At 70.6% G+C, this 17,778-nt stretch carries 18 protein-coding genes; 8 read left to right on the top strand and 10 right to left on the bottom strand.

The annotated features are described in order from the left end of the window. Positions 1 to 2: 2 nt before the first annotated feature. The gene (locus BLP73_RS01325; RefSeq protein ID WP_090739710.1) at positions 3 to 1,673 is read left to right on the top strand and encodes a formate--tetrahydrofolate ligase; all 1,671 of its coding nucleotides are present in this window, start codon (positions 3 to 5) and stop codon (positions 1,671 to 1,673) included. On the opposite strand, the gene BLP73_RS01330 is transcribed toward BLP73_RS01325, so the two are convergent. Beyond that, entirely contained in the window at positions 1,670 to 3,082 is a 1,413-nt protein-coding gene (locus BLP73_RS01330; protein WP_090739711.1) for a hypothetical protein, read from the bottom strand. The two genes, BLP73_RS01325 and BLP73_RS01330, sit on opposite strands and share 4 nt — an antisense overlap. 134 nt (positions 3,083 to 3,216) lie before the next feature. Between BLP73_RS01330 and BLP73_RS01335 the strand changes: the two genes are divergently transcribed. Then, complete coding sequence (locus BLP73_RS01335; protein ID WP_090739712.1) at positions 3,217 to 4,812, top strand: peptide chain release factor 3; 1,596 nt, start codon at positions 3,217 to 3,219, stop codon at positions 4,810 to 4,812. A gap of 10 nt (positions 4,813 to 4,822) precedes the next feature. Here BLP73_RS01335 and BLP73_RS01340 read toward each other — a convergent pair whose 3' ends face one another. The 3 genes from BLP73_RS01340 to BLP73_RS01350 form a co-directional block, all read right to left on the bottom strand. After that, positions 4,823 to 5,647, bottom strand: a complete 825-nt coding sequence (locus BLP73_RS01340) for a transglutaminase-like domain-containing protein (protein ID WP_245686492.1) — start codon at positions 5,645 to 5,647, stop codon at positions 4,823 to 4,825. A 35-nt stretch (positions 5,648 to 5,682) separates the two neighbouring features. After that, positions 5,683 to 6,105, bottom strand: a complete 423-nt coding sequence (locus BLP73_RS01345) for an OsmC family protein (RefSeq protein ID WP_175453195.1) — start codon at positions 6,103 to 6,105, stop codon at positions 5,683 to 5,685. Between the two features lie 74 nt (positions 6,106 to 6,179). After that, positions 6,180 to 7,340 (bottom strand): deoxyguanosinetriphosphate triphosphohydrolase, encoded by a 1,161-nt coding sequence (locus BLP73_RS01350; RefSeq protein ID WP_090739714.1) that lies wholly within the window; start codon positions 7,338 to 7,340, stop codon positions 6,180 to 6,182. Positions 7,341 to 7,414: 74 nt separating this feature from the next. On the opposite strand from BLP73_RS01350, the gene BLP73_RS01355 reads away from it, so the two are divergent. Then, a complete protein-coding gene (locus BLP73_RS01355; RefSeq protein ID WP_090739715.1) occupies positions 7,415 to 7,741 on the top strand; it encodes a HesB/IscA family protein in 327 nt (108 codons plus the stop codon). On the opposite strand, the gene BLP73_RS01360 is transcribed toward BLP73_RS01355, so the two are convergent. Then, the gene (locus BLP73_RS01360) at positions 7,742 to 8,194 is read right to left on the bottom strand and encodes a nucleoside deaminase (RefSeq protein ID WP_090739716.1); all 453 of its coding nucleotides are present in this window, start codon (positions 8,192 to 8,194) and stop codon (positions 7,742 to 7,744) included. Positions 8,195 to 8,307: 113 nt separating this feature from the next. Here BLP73_RS01360 and BLP73_RS19870 point away from each other — a divergent pair, with 113 nt between their 5' ends. Then, entirely contained in the window at positions 8,308 to 9,933 is a 1,626-nt protein-coding gene (locus BLP73_RS19870) for a pseudouridine synthase (protein WP_090739717.1), read from the top strand. 32 nt (positions 9,934 to 9,965) lie between these two features. Here the strand turns inward: BLP73_RS19870 and hemP are convergent, their stop codons facing one another. Then, on the bottom strand, positions 9,966 to 10,142 hold the full coding sequence (hemP, locus tag BLP73_RS01370; protein ID WP_090739718.1) for a hemin uptake protein HemP: 177 nt from the start codon (positions 10,140 to 10,142) through the stop codon (positions 9,966 to 9,968). 105 nt (positions 10,143 to 10,247) lie between these two features. Beyond that, positions 10,248 to 11,276 carry a zinc ABC transporter substrate-binding protein gene (locus BLP73_RS01375; protein ID WP_090739719.1) on the bottom strand — a complete coding sequence of 343 codons (1,029 nt, stop codon included), beginning with the start codon at positions 11,274 to 11,276 and terminating at the stop codon, positions 10,248 to 10,250. Between the two features lie 106 nt (positions 11,277 to 11,382). On the opposite strand from BLP73_RS01375, the gene BLP73_RS01380 reads away from it, so the two are divergent. Genes BLP73_RS01380 through BLP73_RS01390 form a run of 3 tightly spaced genes read left to right on the top strand, consistent with a single transcriptional unit; the run spans position 11,383 to position 13,492 of the window. Then, on the top strand, positions 11,383 to 11,880 hold the full coding sequence (locus tag BLP73_RS01380) for a Fur family transcriptional regulator (protein WP_245686493.1): 498 nt from the start codon (positions 11,383 to 11,385) through the stop codon (positions 11,878 to 11,880). Continuing rightward, positions 11,877 to 12,698 carry an ATP-binding cassette domain-containing protein gene (locus BLP73_RS01385; protein ID WP_090739720.1) on the top strand — a complete coding sequence of 274 codons (822 nt, stop codon included), beginning with the start codon at positions 11,877 to 11,879 and terminating at the stop codon, positions 12,696 to 12,698. The genes BLP73_RS01380 and BLP73_RS01385 overlap by 4 nt, the downstream gene beginning before the upstream one ends. Positions 12,699 to 12,709: 11 nt before the next feature. Next, positions 12,710 to 13,492, top strand: coding sequence for a metal ABC transporter permease (locus BLP73_RS01390; RefSeq protein WP_090739721.1), 783 nt, complete (start codon positions 12,710 to 12,712; stop codon positions 13,490 to 13,492). Between the two features lie 4 nt (positions 13,493 to 13,496). Here the strand turns inward: BLP73_RS01390 and BLP73_RS01395 are convergent, their stop codons facing one another. Both BLP73_RS01395 and trpS read right to left on the bottom strand, forming a co-directional pair. Then, positions 13,497 to 14,345, bottom strand: a complete 849-nt coding sequence (locus BLP73_RS01395; RefSeq protein WP_090739722.1) for a universal stress protein — start codon at positions 14,343 to 14,345, stop codon at positions 13,497 to 13,499. A gap of 96 nt (positions 14,346 to 14,441) precedes the next feature. Further along, positions 14,442 to 15,476, bottom strand: coding sequence for a tryptophan--tRNA ligase (gene trpS, locus BLP73_RS01400; protein WP_090739723.1), 1,035 nt, complete (start codon positions 15,474 to 15,476; stop codon positions 14,442 to 14,444). A 76-nt stretch (positions 15,477 to 15,552) separates the two neighbouring features. Between trpS and BLP73_RS01405 the strand changes: the two genes are divergently transcribed. Then, positions 15,553 to 16,254, top strand: a complete 702-nt coding sequence (locus BLP73_RS01405) for a rhomboid family intramembrane serine protease (protein WP_090739724.1) — start codon at positions 15,553 to 15,555, stop codon at positions 16,252 to 16,254. Here the strand turns inward: BLP73_RS01405 and murJ are convergent. Continuing rightward, positions 16,251 to 17,774: a murein biosynthesis integral membrane protein MurJ gene (gene murJ, locus BLP73_RS01410; RefSeq protein ID WP_090739725.1), complete on the bottom strand. Its 1,524-nt coding sequence runs from the start codon at positions 17,772 to 17,774 to the stop codon at positions 16,251 to 16,253. The two genes, BLP73_RS01405 and murJ, sit on opposite strands and share 4 nt — an antisense overlap. Positions 17,775 to 17,778: the final 4 nt, after the last annotated feature.

Here is a 17,778-nt window from a genome sequence, read left to right on the forward strand (position 1 = left end):
CGATGCTGACCGACATCCAGATCGCCCGGGCGGCGCAGAAACGCCCGATCAACGAGATTGCCGAGCTGCTGGGCCTGACCCCGCAGCAGGTCCTGCCCTATGGCCACGACAAGGCGAAGATCACGCATGAGGCCGTCGCGGGCCTCGCAGGCCGCCCCGAGGGGCGGCTGGTGCTGGTCACCGCGATCAACCCGACCCCGGCGGGCGAGGGCAAGACGACCACGACCGTGGGCCTTGGCGACGCGCTGAACCGGATCGGCAAGCGCGCGACCGTCTGCATCCGCGAGGCGAGCCTCGGCCCCAACTTCGGCATGAAGGGCGGGGCGGCCGGGGGCGGGCGCGCCCAGATCGTGCCGATGGAGGAGATGAACCTTCACTTCACCGGCGATTTCCACGCGATCACCTCGGCGCACAACCTGCTGGCGGCGATGATCGATAACCACGTCTACTGGGGCAACGCGCTGAACATCGACACCCGCCGGATCAGCTGGCGGCGGGTCATGGACATGAACGACCGGGCGCTGCGCGACGTGGTGCTGGGCCTCGGCGGTCCCTCGAACGGCTTCACCCGCCAAAGCGGCTTTGACATCACCGTGGCCTCCGAGGTCATGGCGATCCTCTGCCTCGCGCGCGATCTGGACGACCTGCAGGAGCGGCTCGGCCGGATCGTGGTCGCGCAGGATTTCGAGCGCAACCCGATCACCGCGCGCGATCTTCAGGCGGATGGCGCGATGACGGTCCTCTTGAAGGACGCGCTGCAGCCGAACCTCGTCCAGACGCTGGAGAACAACCCGGCCCTGGTCCATGGCGGCCCCTTCGCCAACATCGCCCATGGCTGCAACAGCGTGATCGCCACGCGCGCCGCGCTGCGCCTGTCGGACTATGTCGTGACCGAGGCGGGATTCGGCGCGGATCTCGGCGCCGAGAAGTTCCTCAACATCAAGTGCCGGCTGGCGGGGCTGGCGCCCTCGGCGGTGGTGCTGGTCGCGACGGTGCGGGCGCTGAAGATGAACGGCGGGATCGCCAAGTCCGAGCTTGCCGCCGAGAACGTGCGCGCCGTCACGCAGGGCTGCGCCAATATGGGCCGGCATATCGAGAACATCCGCAGCTTCGGCCTGCCGGTCGTGGTCGCCGTCAACCATTTCGCCGGCGATACCGAGGCCGAGATCGCGGCGCTTCAGGACTATTGCGCGGCGCATGGGGTCAAGGCGATCCTCGCGCGGCACTGGGCGGAGGGCGGGGCCGGGGCCGAGGACCTGGCCCGTGCCGTGGTCGCCATGGCCGAGGGCGGGACTGCCGATTTCCGCACCCTCTATCCCGACGAGATGCCGCTCTGGCAGAAGATCGAGACGATCGCGACGCGCATCTACCGCGCCGGACGGGTCGAGGCCGCGGCCGGCATCCGCGAGCAGCTTGCCGCGTGGGAGGCCGCGGGCCACGGCCGCATGCCGGTCTGCATCGCCAAGACTCAATACAGCTTCTCGACCGACCCCGAGGCGCGCGGCGCGCCCGAGGGGCATGTGATCCCGGTGCGCGAGGTGCGTCTGAACGCCGGGGCGGGCTTCGTCGTCGCGATCTGCGGGCAGATCATGACCATGCCGGGCCTGCCGCGCCACCCGGCGGCCGAGGTGATCGGCCTGGACGAGGCGGGCAACATCGAGGGGCTGTTCTAGGCCGCCGCTCGCATCGGCGCCTCGCCCTCGATCACCGCGGCCAGGAGGATCAGCCGCTCGAGCGCGGCGAGCGCCGCGGGAAGCGGAACGCTGTCATCGGTCGCCCGCGCATAGGCGGCGCCCGCCAGGCGCAAGGCCATCTGCGTGCAGCGCGCGCCCGGCGCAGGCGCGGTGTGGCCGAAGACGGCCCGGCAGCCCGTCAGGAACGCGGCCGTCCTGCCGTCCGCCGCGTCCTGCGCCCAGTTCCAGGCGAGGACGGCCGGCAGGGGCTGAAGCGTCACCGGTCTTCCCGCCAGCCAGTCCAGACGGGGCGCCACGCCCCGCGGCACGTCCCGCAGGTGACGGCGCAGGCGCAGGGCGGTCATCGCATCGCGAAAGGCGATCTCGGACAGGCGCGCGAGCTGGCGCCGCCCCAAGGCAAGACGCGGCGGCGCAAGCCGGGCGAACCAGTCGGCACCGCTCGCCCGGCCCAGCACTGCCGCCGCGCGCAGGCGCGTCCAGCCCTCTGGCGGAGCGGCGAGGACGCGGCGCGCCACGGCCGCGGCGGCTAGCGACAGGCAGTCGTGCAGCGGCCGCGCCGAATGCGGCGCCGGGCTTGGTGCGCGCCAGCGGCGCAGGACGGCCAGGTGCAGCGCCGCAAGCACCGCCATCGTGGGGCCGATGCCCTCGGCCAGGCTCTGCTCTGCCGGCCCGTCCCCACGGCGGGTAAACGAGCCATCGGGCGCTTGGCGCGCGCAGAGCGCGGCCGCGTGATCACGCAGCCGGACGAAGTCGCCCAGGGCGCCAAGGCCGAGCGCGCAGAGCGCCATCGTCTCGGTGCAGCCGAGATCGGTTGCCATGCCGGCCTCGGCCTCCAGTCGCTGGTGCAGGCGGATGCCGCCGCGCCGGCGCGCGGTCGCGCTGCGCCCCAGCCAGAGCGCGGCCACCAGCCGCGCCCGGCCCGCGATGTCCGGCAGGGTCACGCGGACGGGAAGGGGCGCCGCCAGCGCGGCCTCGGCCTCGGCCACCGGGCCCGTGCCCGGCGCGGCCGCGAGGCGCAGGTGCAGCGGAACGGCGTGATCGGCTGCCAGCGCCGCGGCGGCGAGGTGGTGCAGCGGATCGCTCGGGGCGAGGCTGTCGCCATGGGCCACGATCCCCTGTTCGCAGGCGGTCCCCCGGCCCGCCAGCACCGCTAGACTGGCCGCCCGCAGCACCGCCGCGTCGAGGTTGCGGCGCAGCAGCAGTTCGGCCGGGGCGGGGCGGCCGGCAAGGCCCGACAGGATGCGCGCCACGCCAAGCGCCTCGGCCAGGGCCGGCAGCACGGGATGGTCCGGCGTCAGCGGAGCCGGCAGCTCCTCGAGCCGCAGGCGCAGCCACTCGGTCGCCCGCGCCGACTGCAGTCGCATCACCTGATCGAAGCCGTCGCTCATCCCGCCTCTCCTTCGTGCCGCAGGCTGCCCCGTCCGAGCGCGGCGGCAAAGCGCGATCTGCAACGGATTTGACGCAGCCGCCGCGGTGCGGCCAGCGATTGCCTTGCCCGCCCCGCCGCGCTAAAGCCGCCGCCATGAGCAACCGCCCCGACCTGCCGCCCGAAATCGCCCGCCGCCGGACCTTCGCGATCATCTCGCATCCCGATGCCGGCAAGACCACGCTGACCGAGAAATTCCTGCTGTATGGCGGCGCCATCCAGATGGCCGGCCAGGTCCGCGCCAAGGGCGAGGCGCGGCGCACGCGGTCCGACTTCATGAAGATGGAGCAGGAGCGCGGCATCTCGGTCTCCGCCTCGGCAATGTCGTTCGATTTTGACGGATACCGCTTCAACCTGGTGGACACGCCGGGCCATAGCGACTTTTCCGAGGACACCTATCGCACGCTGACGGCGGTGGACGCGGCGATCATGGTCATCGACGGCGCGAAGGGCGTCGAATCGCAGACCCGCAAGCTGTTCGAGGTCTGCCGCCTGCGCGACCTGCCGATCCTGACCTTCTGCAACAAGATGGACCGCGAAAGCCGCGACACGTTCGAGATCATCGACGAGATTCAGGAGAACCTGGCCATCGACGTGGCTCCGGCCTCGTGGCCCATCGGGGTCGGGCGCGAGTTCATCGGCTGCTACGACATGCTGCACGACCGGCTGGAGCTGATGGACCGCGCGGACCGCAACAAGGTCGCCGAGTCGATCAAGATCGCCGGGCTGGACGATCCGAAGCTGGCGCAGCACGTTCCGGCGGACCTGCTGGCGAAACTGCGCGAAGAGGTCGAGATGGCGCGCGAGCTGCTGCCCGCCTTCGACCGCCGGTCCTTCCTGGAAGGGCACATGACGCCCATCTGGTTCGGCAGCGCGATCAACAGCTTCGGCGTGCAGGAGCTGATGAAGGGCATCGCCGCCTACGGCCCGCCGCCCCAGCCCCAGAACAGCGCCGACCGCGAGATCGCGCCGGAAGAGACGCCGGTGACGGGCTTCGTCTTCAAGGTGCAGGCCAATATGGACCCCAAGCACCGCGACCGGGTGGCTTTCGTGCGCCTCGCCTCGGGGCATTTCGAGCGCGGGATGAAGATGGTTCATGTGCGCTCGAAGAAGCCGATGGCGGTCAGCAACCCGGTCCTCTTCCTCGCCGCAGACCGCGAGCTGGCCGAGGAGGCCTGGGCCGGCGACATCATCGGCATCCCGAACCACGGCCAGCTGCGGATCGGCGACGCGCTGACCGAGGGCGAGGCGCTGCGCTTCACGGGCATCCCCTCATTTGCGCCCGAACTGCTGCAATCGGTGCGGGCGACGGACCCGATGAAGGCCAAGCACCTGGAAAAGGCGCTGATGCAGTTTGCGGAAGAGGGCGCGGCCAAGGTCTTCAAGCCGGCCATCGGCTCGGGCTTCATCGTCGGCGTCGTCGGCGCGCTGCAATTCGAGGTGCTGGCCAGCCGGATCGAGCTGGAATACGGCATCCCCGTCCGCTTCGAAGCGAGCCAGTTCACCAGCGCGCGGTGGGTCAGCGGCGCGAGGGACAAGGTGGAGGCCTTCGCCAATGCCAACAAGCAGCACCTGGCGCATGACCATGACGGCGATCTGGTCTTCCTGACGCGCCTGCAATGGGACATCGACCGCATCGGCCGCGATCACCCGGACGTCCGGCTGACCGCGACCAAGGAGATGATGGTCTAGCGCGCCATGCCTAGGGCTTCGGCGGCTGCGGGGCGAAGTCGAGGCCGGGCAGCTCGCGCCCCACCTCGTCGACGGCGTGGCACCAGACCTTGAACTCGACCAGCTCGTGCGGCCCGAAGCTGCTGAGCATCGGCACGTCCGCCGCGTCATGGCCGCGGGCGATGACGACCCGGCCGAGGCGGCGGTCGTTGTTTCTGGGATCGAAGGTCCACCAGCGGCCGGACAGCCAGACCTCGATCCAGGCGGCGAAGTCCATCGGCGCGTCCACCGGCGGCACGCCGATGTCGCCGACATAGCCGTTCACGTAGCGTGCCGGGATGTTGAGCCCGCGCAGATAGGCCAGCGCCAGATGGGCGAAGTCGCGGCAAACGGCGGTGCCGCCGCGGCTGCAATGCTCGGCCGTGCGGAAGGCCGAAGCGGTGCCGTAGTCGAAGCGCAGCACCTCGTGGCCGTGATCCAGGATCGCCTGGACGCGCCGCCAGCCCGGGGGCAGATGGCCGAACAGCTCCCATGCGCGGGTCGAGAGAACGTCGCTCTCGACGTAGCGCGACGGGGCGAGGAAGGTCAGCACCTCGTCGGGCAGCTCCTCGACCGGGACCTCCCGCGCGTCGGCATCGGCGGGGTCCCAGCCCTGCCGGTCCTCCAGCGTCACGTCAGCGGTGATGGACAGCTCGCCTGCCGGCGCGGTGATGCGCCGGCAGATGTTGCCGTTCCGGTCGCGATAGTCGTGGACCGGAACCGGGGGGTCGGTCTGGAACATCTCGGGTGCGACGAAGTCGGCATGGCGGGCAGCCTCGGGCGCGGTCATCACGATGAGCGGCGCGGGCTGCGGCAAAGACAGATGGAACTTGTGACCGACCCTGACGCGCATCACGCCACCGAGGCGTCCATGCTGATCTCGGCATTCAGCAGCTTGCTGATCGGGCAGCCGTCCTTGGCCTTCTGCGCCAGCTCCATGAGCTGCGCCTCGTCGGCATCGGCCGAGATCTTGGTGGTCAGATGCGCCTTCTTGACCGCGAAGCCCTCGCCCTCCTTGTCCATCGAGATGTCCGAGCGCGTCTCGATCTTCACGTTCTGGACGCCGGCCTGTTCCAGCATCATGGCAAGCGCCATCGAGAAGCACGAGGCATGGGCCGCGCCCACGAGTTCCTCGGGATTGGTGCCGGGCGTGTCCTCGAAGCGGGTGTTGAAGCCATAGGGCAGGCCGTTTAATGCGCCCGATTTGGACGACACTTCGCCCTTGCCGCCCTTGAGGCCGCCCGTCCAGACAGCCGATCCGCTGCGGGTGATCATCCTTGGTCCTCCTGTGGGTGATGTCCGCAGGGCAAACGCGGTTTCGCCGGGTTCGGTTCAGAAGGACGCAGGCGTCAGGCGGCGAAAAGGCGCTGATGCTCGGCGATGGCGTAGCGGTCGGTCATTCCTGCCACGTAATCCAGCACCAGCCGCGCCCGCGCGGTCTGGTCCGGCAGGGCCAGCGCCGCGTCGCGCCACTGGTCCGGCATCCGCTCGGGGCTGGCGAGGTACAGCGGGAAGAGATCGTTCAGCATCCGCGTGACGTTCTCGCGCTCGACCACCACGGCGGGGGCGCGGTACATGCGCGTGAAGAGGAAGGACTTGATCGCCTTGATGTTCTGGTAGAGCGGCTTCGAGAAGCGGATGATCGGCCCCTCCATCCCCCGGATCTCGTCCACCGAGCGGGGCTGGAGGCTCGTCAGCCGGTTCTGCGCAACGGCGATCACGTCCTCGACCATGACGCCGAAGACGCGGCGCAGCGCCTCGTAGCGGCGGCGGGTCGCGTCGAGGCCGGGATAGAGGCGGTCCACCTCGGCGAAGGCGGGGCCGATGACAGGCAGCTCGGCCAGCTCCGCCTCGGTGAAGAGGCCCGCGCGCAACCCGTCATGCAGGTCGTGGTGGTTGTAGGCGACATCGTCGGCGACGGCCGCCACCTGCGCCTCGGCCGAGGCGTTGGTGTGCAGCTCCAGGTCCCATTGCGCGTTCACTGCGGCCAAGGCGTAGGGCAGCGGTGCCAGGACCGGACCGTTATGCTTGGCGATCCCCTCCAGCGCCTCCCAAGTCAGGTTCAGCCCGTCGAAATCGGCATAGTGCCGCTCCAGCCGGGTCACGATCCGCAGCGCCTGCGCGTTGTGGTCGAACCCGCCATGGGGCGCCATCAGCGCGGCCAGCGCGTCCTCGCCCGTATGGCCGAAGGGCGGGTGGCCGAGGTCATGGGCCAGCGCCACCGTCTCGGCCAGGTCGGTGTTGAGGCCAAGCGCGCCGGCGATGGTGCGGGCGACCTGCGCGACCTCGATCGTGTGGGTCAGGCGGGTGCGGAAATAGTCGCCGCGATAGGCCTCGCCGTCATGTTCCACGAAGACCTGCGTCTTGTGCTTCAGCCGGCGGAAGGCGCTGGAATGGATGATCCGGTCCCGGTCGCGCTGCCAGGGCGAGCGGAAGGTGGACAGGCTCTCGGGGTGAAGGCGGCCGCGGCTGTCCGACGGCTGGCAGGCATAGGGCGCGAGAGCGGTCACGATCAGCGGTTTCCTTGCGAGAGATGCGGCGCAACCCTATATTCGGCATGGCCCAACGGAAACCGGAACGCCCCATGAACCTGCCGCCCAAAGTCACCGAACGCGCCTTCGCCCGCCTGGCGCAGATCAATGCCGGCAAGGACCCCGCGGCCCTGCGCGTCGCAGTTGCCGGCGGCGGCTGCTCGGGCTTCCAATACGACATCCGGCTGGAGCCGGGCGCCGAGCCCGACGATCTGGTCCTGGAGGGCGCGGGCCAGCGCGTCTTGGTCGATCCGGTCTCGCTGCCCTATCTCGCCGGCGCGGTCATCGACTTCTCGGAAGAGCTGATCGGCGCCCGCTTCGTGATCGAGAACCCCAACGCCTCCAGCAGCTGCGGCTGCGGGACGTCCTTCTCGATGTGATCAACGGCGCGCGGTGAAGAAGCCCAGCAGCAACGCGCGCGCCGCCTCGGCCTGAAGGCCGGGATAGACCTCGGGGCGGTGGTGGCATTGCGGGTGCTGGAAGACCCGCGCGCCGTGCAGCACGCCGCCCATCCGCGCATCCTCGGCCCCGAAATAGAGCCGGTTGATCCGCGCGGCCGAAATGGCGGCGGCGCACATGGGGCACGGCTCCAGCGTCACCCACAGGTCATGGCCGGGCAGCCGCTCGGACCCCGCAGCGGCGCAGGCGGCGCGGATGGCCAGGATTTCCGCATGGGCCGTTGGATCGGACAGCTCGCGCGTGCGGTTGCCGGCGCTGGCCACCACGCGGCCCGCCGGATCGATGACGACGGCGCCCACGGGCACCTCGCCGCGCGCGGCGGCGGCCTTGGCCTCAGCCAGGGCGAGGGGCATGTGGCTGGTGAAGGCGCTCATGGCCGCTTGTGGCAAAGCCCGCGCGGCCGGGCAAGCGGTTTGGCCTTTCCCCACGGCCCCGCAGCGCGTATCAATATCCCTTGCCACCGCAGCGATGCGCAGGAGTTCATTGCATGACCGACGAAACTACCCCCCCGAAACACACCACCGACCGCATCGCCAAGGTGATGGCCCGCATCGGCGTCGCCAGCCGCCGCGACGCCGAGCGCATGATCCTTGAGGGCCGCGTCAGCGTGAACGGCGCCAAGATCGCCAGCCCGGCGCTGGACGTCTCGCCCACCGACAAGATCGCCGTGGATGGCAAGGTTCTAGAAGGCCCGCAGGAAACGCGGCTCTGGCTCTACTACAAGCCGCTCGGGCTGATCACCTCCGAGGCGGACGAGAAGGGCCGGCAGACGGTCTTCGACGCCCTGCCGCGCGATCTGCCGCGGGTGATGACGGTCGGCCGGCTGGACCTCAATTCCGAGGGGCTCTTGCTGCTGACCAATGACGGCGAACTGAAGCGGCGGCTCGAGCTGCCGGCGACCGGCTGGCTGCGCCGCTACCGCGTGCGCGTCAACGGCACGCCGAACGACCTGACCTTCGATCCCCTGCGCCGCGGCGTCACCATCGAGGGCGAGGATTTTGCGCCGATGGAGATCAAGCTCGACAGCCAGCAGGGCGCCAATGCCTGGCTGACCGTGGGCATCCGCGAGGGCAAGAACCGCGAGATCCGCCGCGCGATGGCCCATATCGGGCTGCAGGTGAACCGGCTGATCCGCGTCGGCTATGGCCCCTTCAAGCTGGGCACGATGGAGAAGAACGAGGTCACCGAGGTCAAGCGGCGCGTCCTGCGCGACCAGCTGGGCGGCCTTCTTACCGGCGATGTCGAGGACAAGCCCCGCGAGATGCGCCCCCGCGGCGCCGAGGGGGGCAAGGGTCCGCGCGCCGAGCGCGGCGGCGAGCGTCCGGCGCGCGCACCCGGACGGCGCGGCGACGGCGAGGGGACCGATCGGCCGCGCTTCGGCGCCAAGCCGCGCCCCGCGCGCGAGGATTTCGCCTCGCGCGGCGAAGGCGAGCGTCCGGCGCGGTCCTTCGGCAAGCGCGGCGACGCCGAGAGTGGCGGCCGTCCAAAGTTCGGCGACAAGCCGCGCCCCGCGCGGGACAATTTCGCACCGCGGACCGAGGGAGATCGCCCGGCGCGCCCCTTCGGCAAGCGCGGTGAGGCCGAGGGCGGCGACCGGCCGCGATTCGCCGGCAAGCCGCGCCCGGTGCGCGAGGATTACGCCGGCGGCGGCGGCGAGACCGCGCGGCCGCGCGGCAAGGGTGCAGGTGGCGCCGAGCGTGGACCTCGGACCGGGGCCGAGGGCGAGGGCGCGCGCTGGAAGAAGCCGCAGGGCGGAGCGCGCGGGGATCGGGCCGAGGGTGGCGGCTTTGCCGGAAAGCCGGGCGGGCCGCGCAAGCCCTTCGGCGCCGGAGCGCCGCGCGGTGCCGGCACCAGCGACGGGGCGGCGGAACCGAAGCCGTTCCGGCGCACGGACGGGAAGCCCGGCGGCTTTGGCGGCAAGCCGGGCGGCGCGGGCCGCGGCCCGGGTGGCAAGCCCGGCGGCTCCGGCAAGCCGAGTGGCTTCGCCAAGCCGCGAGACGGGCAGGGTGGCGCTGGTGGCCGGCCCGGTGGCAAGGGCCCTGCGCGCGGCGGCGCGCCGGGAGGCAGCCGCGGACCGGGCGGCGGCGCGGGATCGAAGCCCGGCCGGAAATGACGAAGGGCGCCCCGCGGGGCGCCCTTTTCATGTCACTTGGTCAGGATCAGCTTGCCCGCCCGGGTGATCCGCAACTGATAGACCTGCTCGTCCAGCACGATCAGCGCCTGGTTGCCGCCGCCGGTCAGCTCGGTGGCGTCATGTTGCGGAAGCCGCGCCAGGATCGAGGTTCCGGGACGGGCGAAATCGGCGGGGCGGGTGGCTGTCATGATCGGCCTCTCGGGCAGGAGTTGCGCTTCTTCCGCAAACCTGACCGATTCTATCGGGCAAGTCAAAACGTTTTTGTCAGCCTTGCGCGCGGCCGATCTTGGCCCTCATTCCGCCGACAGGCAGGCGGCGATCGTGTCGCCCATCGCCCGCAGCATGGCCTCGTACTGGTCCGCGCCGGCGCCCTGCATGCTGCCCTGCGGATCGATCGCCTCGCCAAGCCGGACGTCGCTGCCCTCGATCACCGTGGCGACGAGCGCCTCGTCATGGGCATATTCGGGGAAGGCGCAGATGGCGCCGCTGCTGACGATCTCGGTCCGGATCTGCTCGATCCGCGCGGCCGAGGGCGTCGAGGCGTCGCCGAGCGCGACCGGGATCGCGGGGGCCAGCCCGAAGCGGTTGGTGAAATAGCCATAGGCGTCGTGGAAGACGACGAAGCGGTCCTCGGCATGGGGCGCAAGCTGGGCGCGCAGCTCCTCCTCCGCTGCGGAGATGCGGGACGCGGCGGCCTCGGCGTTGGCGCGGTAGGTCTCGGCGTTCTCGGGGTCCTCCGCGGCCAGCGCCTCGGCGATCGCGGCAAGCCAGAGCTGCGCGTTCTGCGGGTCGAGCCAGGCATGGGGATCGGTGCCGCTGTGGCTGTGGTCATGCGCACCATCGGCCTGGGCGTGGTCATGGTCGTGGTCATGGTCATGATCATGGTCGTGATCATGGTCGTGATCATGGTCGTGGGAATGCGCGTGATCGTGGTCGTGGTCATGACCATGACCGTGATCGTCCCCATGCGCATGGCCGTCCTCGGCATAGTCCTGCAGATGCGTGCCCGCCACCTCCAGCAGCGCCAGCTGCGAGGCGCTGGCGTTCAGGTTGCCGGCGGCGCGGGCGAGCCAGGGGGTCAGGCTCGGACCCACCCAGACCAGAAGCCCGGCCGACTGCAGGGCCTGCGCGTCCGAGGGCCGCATCTGGTAGTGATGCACGCTCGCCCCGTCGGGAAGCAGCACCCGCACCTCGCCCAGATCGCCCAGCACCTGCTGGACCAGCGAGCCCGTCGCGGGCATGTCGGCGACGACCGATCCCGGTGCGGCAAAGGCCGGCGTTGCCAGGATCGCAAGAACAGCGGCGGAAATGCAGGGGCGCATGGGGTAACTCCTTCAGCCAGGTTGCCTCGCGGGGTTCTCCATGTTACAGAATAACAAGTCAACCCGACTGTAATAAGATAACGCGCCGCCCGCGGATCGAGCCATCGTGCCCAGACCAGAGATCGACATCGCCGGGGTCTTCGCCCCGCACGACCACAAGACCTGCGCCAGCCGCGCCCTGGACGAGGCCGAGGCGCGGCTTCTGGCCGAGGGCGCGCGCCTGACGCCGGTGCGCCGCCGCACGCTGGAGATCCTGCTGGAGAGCCACCGCGCGCTTGGCGCCTATGACGTGCTGGACCGGCTCGCGGCCGAGGGCTTCGGCCGCCAGCCGCCCGTGGCCTACCGCGCGCTGGAGTTCCTGGTCCAGCACGGGCTGGCGCACCGGCTGCAGCGGCTGAACGCCTTTACCGCCTGCCTGCATCCGGGCAGCGACCACAACCCCGCCTTCCTCATCTGCCGCTCCTGCGACAAGATCGCCGAGGCGAATGCCGGCGAGGTACGCGAGGCGCTGGCCGATGTCGCCGGCCATGGCGGCTTCCGGGTCGAGCGGGCGACGATCGAGGCGCTCGGCCTCTGCAACGCCTGCGCCGAGGCGGAGGCATGAGCGCCTTTGCCACGGCCAGCCAGCCGCTGATCGGGGCCGAGGGCCTGACCGTCAACCGCCCCGGCACCTCCGAGCCGGTGCTGCGCGACGTCGACTTCCGCATCGATCCGGGCGAGATCGTGACCGTCGTCGGCCCGAACGGGTCGGGCAAGTCCTCGCTGATCCGGGCGCTGCTGGGCCACATGGCGCTGGCGGGCGGCAAGGTCGCGCGGCGCCCGTCGCTGCGGATCGGCTATGTCCCGCAGCGGGTGCAGATCGACACGGCGATCCCGATGACCGTCCGGCGCTTCCTGTCGCTGCCGCGCCGGGTGCCGGATGCCGCCGCCGCCGCCGCGCTGCAGCGCACCGGCGTGCCGGGGCTGGAGCGGCGGCAGCTGAGCCAGCTGTCGGGGGGCCAGTTCCAGCGCGTGCTGCTGGCCCGCGCGCTGCTTTGCGAGCCGCATCTGCTGGTGCTGGACGAGCCGACGCAGGGCCTCGACCAGCCCGGCATCGTGGCCTTCTACCGCCTGCTGGAGGAGGTGCGCCGCGAGACGGGCGCGGCCGTGCTGATGGTCAGCCACGACCTGCTGGTGGTGATGCGCTCGTCCGACCGTGTGATCTGCCTGAACGGCCATGTCTGCTGCCAGGGCAGCCCCGAGGATGTCAGCGCGGCGCCCGAATATCGCGCGCTCTTCGGGACCGAGGGGCAGGACATGCTGGCGCTCTACCGGCACCGGCATGACCATGACCACGACCAGACCGGGGCGTGCCTACCGGGGCATGGTCACGATCATGGCCGCGACCACCACAACCACACGCCGCTGCGCGTGCAGGGCTGACGGAACCCCTCATGCTGGACGATTTCTTCACCCGCGCCCTGCTGGCCGGGCTTGGCCTTTCGCTGGTGGTGGGCCCGCTCGGCAGCTTCGTCGTCTGGCGGCGCATGGCCTATTTTGGTGATTCCACCGCCCATGCCGCGATCCTGGGGGTGGCGCTGGCGCTGGCCTTCGACGTCTCGATCTATGCCGGCACCCTGGCGGTGGCGGTGGTCATGGCCTGCACGGTCTCGGCCCTGGTCTCGCGCGGGCAGGCGATGGACACGATGCTGGGCGTGCTGTCGCACTCGGCGCTGGCCTTCGGCGTCGTGGCCATCAGCTTCGTGCCGGGGGCGCGGTCCGATCTCAGCGGCTATCTCTTCGGCGACATCCTCGCCGTCGGGCGCGGCGACCTGCTGCTGATCTGGACGGGGGCCCTTCTGGTGCTGGGGCTCTTGTGCCTGCGCTGGCAGCGGCTGGTCGCCTCGAGCCTGAACGAAGAGCTGGCGATGGCCGCCGGGATCGACCCGCGCGTCGAGCGGATGATCCTGGCGCTGGCGCTGGCGGTAGTCGTCGCCCTGGCAATCCGGGTGGTCGGCTCGCTTCTGATCTCGGCCATGCTGATCGTGCCGGCGGCGGCGGCGCGCGGGCTGACGCGCTCGCCCGAATGGATGGCGGCGCTGGCGGCGGCCATCGCGGCGCTTTCGGTCACCGGCGGTCTCTATGCCAGCCTGCATGTGGACACGCCCGCCGGCCCGTCCATCGTCAGCGCGGCGGCGGTGGCTTTCGTGCTGTCGCAGGCCCTGCGCCGCGGCTGAGCCGTCAGCGGAACAGCAGCACCGGCAGGCGCGCGCCGATCAGCATCTGCGTCGTGGTCGAGCCGATGATCAGGTTGCGGATGCGGCTGTGCCCATAGGCGCCCATGACCACCAGATCGTGGGCGGCGGCCTCGATCCGGGCCAGAAGCGCCTCCTCGGGCTCGCCGTCGAGGGCGATCTCCTCAGCGCGAAGGCCGGCGGCGCGCAGGCGCAGGATCGCCTCTTCCACGGCGGCCTGCAGGCCGGCCGAGCGATCGCCCACCGTCGCAAGCTCGATGGTGCAGCGGGACAGAAGCGGGATCTCGGCCAACTGGTCGGCGGCGCGGCGGGAGGAGACGCCGCCGTCGAAGGCTAGCAGCACCCGGCGGATCGGCCGGAAGGCGCGGGACGCGACAAGCACGGGGCAGGCACTGGCACGGGCCACGCGTTCGAGGTTCGAGCCGAGATGGCCGCGCGCGAAATCCGCCGCCTCGCCGCGCTTGCCGATGACGATCATGGCCGAGCGCGCCTCGGGCGCCGTCACCGTCTCGACCAGATCGCCCTGCACGAGCCGGGTCGAGACCTCGCCCGCGCCGTAGGAGGCCGTCTGCGCGCGGGCGTCCTCCAGCATCACGGTGGCATGGCCCGTCGCGACGCGCAGCCGCTCGCTGTCAAGCGCGTCGAGCTGTTCCAGCAGGGCGTCCCTCGGCGCGAGGCGGCGGCCGAAGCCGGACTTCCGCAGCGCCTCGCGGCGGCCGAGGACATGGATCAGCTCGACCGGCCAGCCGCAGAGCTGCGCCGCCCAGGCCGCATGTTCGCAGACCGACTGCGCGTAGATCGAATCGTCGATCAGGGCGATGATCCTGTCCGGCATGACCCCCTCCGCAGCTTCCAAGGGGAAGTCTAGCAGAGGATGCCGGCTTGTCATGTCCGACGCGCGCCATCGGGGCGAAAAGTCGCGTCGGATCGGTCAGTTGCGGGTGCGCAGGAGGCCCATGATCTCTTTCGTGCGCTCGAGGATCGGCAGGGCGATGGCGGCCGCGCGGTCGGCGCCGTCGGCCAGCGTCCGGTCGATCTGGGCGGGATCGGCCATGTAGTCCGACATCCGCGCGGTGATGGGGCTGAGGGCGGACACCGCCACCTCGGCCAGCGCGGGCTTGAAGGCGCCGAAGCCCTGACCTTCGAAGCGGGCCAGAACCTCGTCCGGCGTCTCGTCGGCCAGCGCGGCGTAGATGTTCACGAGATTCTTCGCCTCGGGCCGGTCCTTGAGCCCCTCCATGCTGCCCGGCAGCGGGTCGGCATCGGTGCGCGCCTTGCGGATCTTTGTGGCAATGGTGTCGGCATCGTCCGTCAGGTTGATGCGGCTGGCATCCGAAGGGTCGGACTTCGACATCTTCCTGGAGCCGTCGCGTAGGGACATGACGCGGGTCGCGACGCCCTCGATCAGCGGCTCGGTGATCGGAAAATGCGTGACGCCGTAGTCGTGGTTGAACTTGGCGGCGATGTCGCGCGTCAGCTCCAGATGCTGCTTCTGGTCCTCACCCACCGGCACGGCGGTGGCCTGATAGGTCAGGATGTCGGCGGCCATCAGCGCGGGATAAGCCAGAAGCCCGAGGCTGGCGTTCTCGCTGTTCTTGCCCGCCTTGTCCTTGAACTGCGTCATCCGGTACATCCAGCCGACGCGCGCCACGGTGTTGAACAGCCACGCCATTTCGGCATGGGCGCTGACCTGGCTCTGGTTGAAGAGGATCGACTGCGCCGGGTCCACGCCCGCCGCCATGAAGGCCGCCGCCGCCTCGCGGATGCGGGCGCGCAGCTGCTCGGGCTCCTGCCAGACGGTGATCGCGTGCAGATCCACGATGCAGTAGATCGTCTCGGCCTCGCCGCCTTGCAGGGCCGCGAAGCGCTTCAACGCGCCCAGGTAGTTGCCAAGCGTCAGCCCGCCCGAAGGCTGGATGCCCGAGAAGATGCGGGGGCGGAACTGGGCGTTGATCGGGTCGGACATGAGCGGCCTGCCTTGGAATTTGCTGGCCCGTGGCTTAGCGGTTGGCGGGACGTGAAGCAACCGGCAAGGATTTCCGATGCGCCCCGGCCTGACCCAATCGCCCATCAACCCGCTGCCGCCGGTCATCTGGCTGCTGGCCCTGCCGATCATCGCGGTGGAGGCCGTTCTGGCGCTCGGCTCGGCCGGCTTCATCGGCGGCGCGCAAGGCGTGGGGCTGCGCCTCGACGCGATCCGCTTCGCCGCCTTCCCGCCCGAACTGGCGCAGCGCGTCTGGCAGGTGGGCGTGGTGGACTTCGGGCAGCTCTACCGCGCCTTCTCCTTCCCCTTCGTCCATGTCTCGCTGACCCATGCGCTGTTCGTCGTCGTCTTCACCTTGGCCCTCGGCAACATGGTCGCGCAGAACTTCCGCCCCGCCGCCGTGCTGGCGCTGTTCTTCGGCTCGGCCATCGGCGGGGCGCTGGTCTATGCGGCGGTGATCGGCCCGCTCGGCATCCGCCCGACGCTGCTGATCGGGGGCTACCCGGCGGTCTACGGCCTTGTCGGGGCCTTCACCTTCCTGCTCTGGACGCGGCTTGCGGCGAAGAACGCCAACCGGATGCGGGCCTTCCTGCTGATCGGGATGCTCTTGTTGTTCCAGCTGGTCTTCGGCCTGCTCTACGGCCCGCAGGGCCACGGCTGGATCGCCGAAGTCGCGGGCTTCGCGGTGGGCTTCGGGCTGTCGTTCCTGCTGGTCGATGGCGGCATGGCCCGCGCGCTGCGGCAGATCCGGGCGCGCTAGCCGCGCCGGACCGCCGCCTTCAGCTCGGACAGGCGGTAGCCGGCGATGGCCCAGGCCAGCGCGAAGTAGATCGCCGCGCCGCCGAAGACCAGGATCGCCAGGGACGGGATGCGCCGGACATCCACCAGCATCATCCGCATCCCCCAAAGCGCCAGTGCCATCAGCACGCAGCAGATGAGCAGCCGGGGGAGGGCGCGCTTCAGCCGCGCGTCGAACTGCACCGCGGCGCCCATGCGGCGCGTGCCCCACCAGAGTTGGCCCGCCATGACCCAGGCCGCCAGCGAGGTCGCCAGCGCCGCCGCCAGGAACCCGATCACCGGCATCAGGCTGACCGCCACGACCGCGTTCACGATCATCGAGTTGACGGCGAAGCGGAAGGGGGTGCGCGTGTCCTCGCGCGCGAAGTAGAGCGGTTGCAGGATCTTCTGCAGCACGAAGGCCGGCAGGCCGAGCGCGTAGACGATCAGCGCTGCCGCGGTCTGCTGCGTGTCGAACTCGGTGAAGGCGCCGCGCTGGAAGAGGGCGCTGACCATCGGCTCGGCGATGACCGCGATGGCGAAGGCGGCGGGCAGGGTCAGGAACAGGCCGAACTCGGTCGCGCGGTTGTAGGCGGCCTGGCCGCCCACGGTGTCCCCGGCCTCGAGCCGCCGCGACAGCTCGGGCAGCAGGACCACGGCGACCGCCGCGCCGACGATGCCGAGCGGCAGCTGGTAGAGCCGGTCCGAGTAGTTGAGCCACGAGATCGCGCCCTCGAACTGGCTGGCGACCTGCCGGCCGACGAGGAGGTTGATCTGCACGACCCCGCCCGCGAGGATCGCGGGGGTCGCGACGCGGACGAGGCGGCGCATCTCGGGCGTGAGGCGCGGCAGGCGCGGGGTGAAGGTCCAGCCGTTCCGGTGCGCGTCCCACCAGACAAGCGCGAGCTGCGCGATCCCGGTCAGCGGGGTCGCCCAGGCCAGCGTCATGCCGATGTCCCAGCCCTGAAGCCGCGCGATGACCATCGCCACGAGGAACAGCAGGTTCAGCAGCACCGGCGCCGCCGCCGCCGCGGTGAAGCGGCCGTTGGCATTCAAGACGCCCGAGATCATCGCGGCCAGCGAAATCATCAGGATATAGGGGAACATGATCCGGCCATAGGTCACGGCCAGATCGAACCGCTCGTCGCCGGTGAAGCCCGCCGCCATCAGGAAGACGAGCCCCGGCATGGCGACCAGCGCGACGCCGGTCAGCAGCAGCACGCAGAAGAAGAGCCCGTTGAAGGCGTCCCGCGCGAAGCGTTGCGCGTCGTCGCGATCGCCCAGCTTCTTGGAGAACATCGGCACGAAGGCGGTGTTGAAGGCGCCCTCGGCGAAGAAGCGGCGGAACATGTTGGGCAGGGCCAGCGCCACGAAGAAGGCGTCGGTGACGGCGCCGCTGCCCAGCCAGCGCGCCATCAGGATGTCGCGGCCGAAGCCCGTCACGCGCGACAGCAGCGTCCAGCTTCCCACCGCGAGGAAGCCGCGCACCAGTCCGGATTTCATGTCC

This window comes from Paracoccus tibetensis (genome assembly GCF_900102505.1).
Lineage (GTDB): Bacteria > Pseudomonadota > Alphaproteobacteria > Rhodobacterales > Rhodobacteraceae > Paracoccus > Paracoccus tibetensis.

What these genes read in the sequence shown, in the direction of transcription:
- BLP73_RS01325 (WP_090739710.1), top strand. Translation starts at nt 3, where the DNA reads ATGCTGACCGACATCCAGATCGCCCGGGCGGCGCAGAAACGCCCGATC.
- BLP73_RS01330 (WP_090739711.1), bottom strand. Translation starts at nt 3,082, where the DNA reads ATGAGCGACGGCTTCGATCAGGTGATGCGACTGCAGTCGGCGCGGGCG.
- BLP73_RS01335 (WP_090739712.1), top strand. Translation starts at nt 3,217, where the DNA reads ATGAGCAACCGCCCCGACCTGCCGCCCGAAATCGCCCGCCGCCGGACC.
- BLP73_RS01345 (WP_175453195.1), bottom strand. Translation starts at nt 6,105, where the DNA reads ATGATCACCCGCAGCGGATCGGCTGTCTGGACGGGCGGCCTCAAGGGC.
- BLP73_RS01355 (WP_090739715.1), top strand. Translation starts at nt 7,415, where the DNA reads ATGAACCTGCCGCCCAAAGTCACCGAACGCGCCTTCGCCCGCCTGGCG.
- BLP73_RS01360 (WP_090739716.1), bottom strand. Translation starts at nt 8,194, where the DNA reads ATGAGCGCCTTCACCAGCCACATGCCCCTCGCCCTGGCTGAGGCCAAG.
- BLP73_RS19870 (WP_090739717.1), top strand. Translation starts at nt 8,308, where the DNA reads ATGACCGACGAAACTACCCCCCCGAAACACACCACCGACCGCATCGCC.
- hemP (WP_090739718.1), bottom strand. Translation starts at nt 10,142, where the DNA reads ATGACAGCCACCCGCCCCGCCGATTTCGCCCGTCCCGGAACCTCGATC.
- BLP73_RS01375 (WP_090739719.1), bottom strand. Translation starts at nt 11,276, where the DNA reads ATGCGCCCCTGCATTTCCGCCGCTGTTCTTGCGATCCTGGCAACGCCG.
- BLP73_RS01385 (WP_090739720.1), top strand. Translation starts at nt 11,877, where the DNA reads ATGAGCGCCTTTGCCACGGCCAGCCAGCCGCTGATCGGGGCCGAGGGC.
- BLP73_RS01390 (WP_090739721.1), top strand. Translation starts at nt 12,710, where the DNA reads ATGCTGGACGATTTCTTCACCCGCGCCCTGCTGGCCGGGCTTGGCCTT.
- BLP73_RS01395 (WP_090739722.1), bottom strand. Translation starts at nt 14,345, where the DNA reads ATGCCGGACAGGATCATCGCCCTGATCGACGATTCGATCTACGCGCAG.
- trpS (WP_090739723.1), bottom strand. Translation starts at nt 15,476, where the DNA reads ATGTCCGACCCGATCAACGCCCAGTTCCGCCCCCGCATCTTCTCGGGC.
- BLP73_RS01405 (WP_090739724.1), top strand. Translation starts at nt 15,553, where the DNA reads ATGCGCCCCGGCCTGACCCAATCGCCCATCAACCCGCTGCCGCCGGTC.
- murJ (WP_090739725.1), bottom strand. Translation starts at nt 17,774, where the DNA reads ATGAAATCCGGACTGGTGCGCGGCTTCCTCGCGGTGGGAAGCTGGACG.